Origin of the sequence: Moorena sp. SIO2C4 (assembly GCF_010672485.1) — a bacterium.
GTDB classification, from domain to species: domain Bacteria; phylum Cyanobacteriota; class Cyanobacteriia; order Cyanobacteriales; family Coleofasciculaceae; genus Moorena; species Moorena producens.
This window is the reverse complement of the sequence record NZ_JAAHGN010001014.1, coordinates 1-2,745: the sequence shown is the minus strand read 5'-3', so window position 1 is coordinate 2,745 and position 2,745 is coordinate 1. Positions and strand designations below refer to the sequence as shown.

At 54.3% G+C, this 2,745-nt stretch carries 2 protein-coding genes; both read right to left on the bottom strand.

The features are described 5' to 3' along the window. Positions 1-1,527: ABC transporter ATP-binding protein (locus tag F6K20_RS32920; RefSeq protein ID WP_287297564.1), on the bottom strand; the 1,527-nt coding region annotated here is incomplete at its 3' end. After that, complete coding sequence (locus F6K20_RS32915) at positions 1,524-2,660, bottom strand: ABC transporter ATP-binding protein (RefSeq protein ID WP_287297565.1); 1,137 nt, start codon at positions 2,658-2,660, stop codon at positions 1,524-1,526. The genes F6K20_RS32920 and F6K20_RS32915, both read right to left, overlap by 4 nt. Between the last annotated feature and the right edge of the window lie 85 nt (positions 2,661-2,745).

Here is a 2,745-nt window from a genome sequence, read left to right as displayed (position 1 = left end):
TGAAGAAATTGTGGCGATCGCAATCCGCTGCCTTTGTCCTCCCGAAAGGGTGCCTCCTCGCTCGCCAATAACGGTATCGTAGCCCTGGGGCAGCCGTTTAATAAACTCATCGGCGTTGGCAGCTTTTGCCACTGCCACAATTTCTTCATAGCTAGCTCCAGGACGCCCGTAGGCAATGTTATCTGCTACCGTCAGTGGCAGCAAAAATGGATCTTGCAACACTATAGTCACTTGCGATCGCAAACTGCTCAGTTGCACCTGGCGCACGTCCACCCCGTCAAAGAGGACTCGACCCTGCCAGGGGTCGAAAAAGCGGGGGATCAGGGAAACTAAGGTGCTCTTCCCAGCTCCCGTCATTCCTACCAAAGCGATTGTCTCTCCTGGTTGCACCTCCAGAGTAATGTCCTGGAGGATGGGGTGACCGGGTTTGTAGCCAAAGGTGACTCGCTCTAGGCGAATTTGTCCCCTTACTCCAGGGGGACACGGCGGCAACGGCTTGGCTCCGGTCTCCTCCTGTACCTGATCTTGGACATCTAACATTTCTAAGACTCGGCGAGCACCCGCAGCCGCTGATGCGAAACCAGATGAAATGTAGGCTAGGGTTTCCATAGGCGCATACAAGGAGGCGAGATAAGATAGGAAGACGAGGAGGCTGCCTAAAGACAGCGATCCCTCCAAAACCTGAAAGCCCCCAATCAGCATCATTACCGCTGTGCCCATCGCTGTTACCCCGCTAACGCTAACTTTGAATTGTAGCTGGGAGAGGACAGCACGCAAATGAGCTTGGATCACTTGCCGAGATAGGTTCCGGAACCGCTTATCTTCGTGGGCTTCACGGCTAAATGCTTGAACAATTGGTACTGCTGTCAGCGCCTGCTCACTCAGCGCCATGATCTCCCCTTCGAGCTGTTGATGCTGGTAGTTACGTTCAGTCATAGGCTGGTTAAAAAACCGGATCAGCACAACTAACAGTGGAGCAACAAGCAGTGCCAGCAGTGACAGGGTGGGATCAAGTTGCCACATCACGGCTAACATCGCGACCAAACTGACCAGGGAAGTGAGTATGGGGAGGAAGACATTCATCACCAGTACCTGTATGCAGCGGCTATCAGTCATCACTCGCCTGATCAGATCGCCAGTGGGTTGTTGACCGTGGAAACCCAGAGAAAGACGCTGTAGGTGATCGAACAGTACTGCCCCCAAGCTGTACGCCATTCGACTGCCGATGCCATTTCCAACGTAATTCTGAATAATGCGAACTGCCTCACTGGCTAGAAATAGCAAGATCGTGCTGCCAGCTAACCAACCTAGTAACCAAGAAGGTGATTCTTCACCAGGTATGGCTTTAAGCCAGGTAAAGGAGTGCGGGAGCGGCTGGTCGGTCAAAACATAATCGACGATCAACTTTAGGGGCCAGGGCTTGAGTACATTAAGTCCTACCCCCACAAGCATCAGCAGCATCATTGATAAGAGTCCGCGCCTATGGGGCAGGGCGTAGGGTATCAGTCGTAGCCACCATCGCTTCATAACACCACCTCCGACGGGGAGTCAGAAAACTGCAAAGTGTGCAAGCGCTGGTAAAGACCACCCACGGCCAGCAACTTCTGGTGCGTCCCCATCTCCACCACCTGACCCCCGTCCAGCACAGCGATCCGGTTTGCTTGCCGAATAGTGGAGAGCCGGTGGGCAATAATGAAAGTGGTCCGCCCTGCCATCAATCGCTCTATAGCTGATAGCAGCAGGGCTTCGGTTTGCCCGTCCAAGGCAGAAGTGGGTTCGTCGAGAATCAGTACCGGAGCATCCTTGAGCAGTGCCCGGGCGATCGCAATCCGCTGCCTTTGTCCTCCCGAAAGGGTCGCCCCTCGCTCGCCAATAACCGTGTCGTAACCCTGGGGCAGCCGTTTAATAAACTCATCGGCGTTGGCAGCTTTGGCCACTGTTACAATTTCTTCATAGCTAGCTCCGGGACGCCCGTAGGCAATGTTATCTGCCACCGTCAGCGGCAGGAGGAAAGGTTCCTGCAAGACCAACCCTATTTGCGATCGCAAACTGGTCAGTTGCAACTGGCGCACATCCACCCCGTCCAGGAGTACTCGTCCCTGCCAGGGGTCGAAAAAGCGGGGGATCAGAGAAACCAGGGTACTCTTGCCAGCACCCGTCAACCCCACTAGGGCGATTGTTTCTCCTGGCTGGGCTTCCAGAGTAATATCTTTGAGAACCGGATCCCCTAATTGGTACCCGAAGCTGACCTTTTCTAGGCGCACCCATCCTTTGGATCCCCCAGGGGGTAGGGGCTGGGCTCCAGGGGCATCCTGTACCTCTTCCTTAGCATCCAAGACTTCCAGCACCCGATCAATACTTGCTTCCACGGATTTCAGACTTCCATAGGTAGTTAGCAGACTCCTAAATGCTTTTTGCAGAGATTGCAAATAGGCGAGGAAGACCAGGAAACTACCGACCGTAATTGTCCCCAATAATACCTGCTGCCCCCCGGCATAGAAAACAATCGCAGTACCAACTGTAGTAATTGAGCCGTTGGCAAATCCGTAGGTACTCTTGAGCAGGGTGCCCCGTTGGGACTGAGCAACTGCGTCCGTTGCCAGGTACTGGAACTGCTTTCTATTGCGGTTTTCCGTGCCAAATGCCTGTACTACCGGGATCGCGGTGAAGGTCTGGTGGACGAAACTCAGCAGACGGGACTGGGCTTCAGTTCAGCTTCGTCCGGCGTTTGAGCCGGGCACCGAA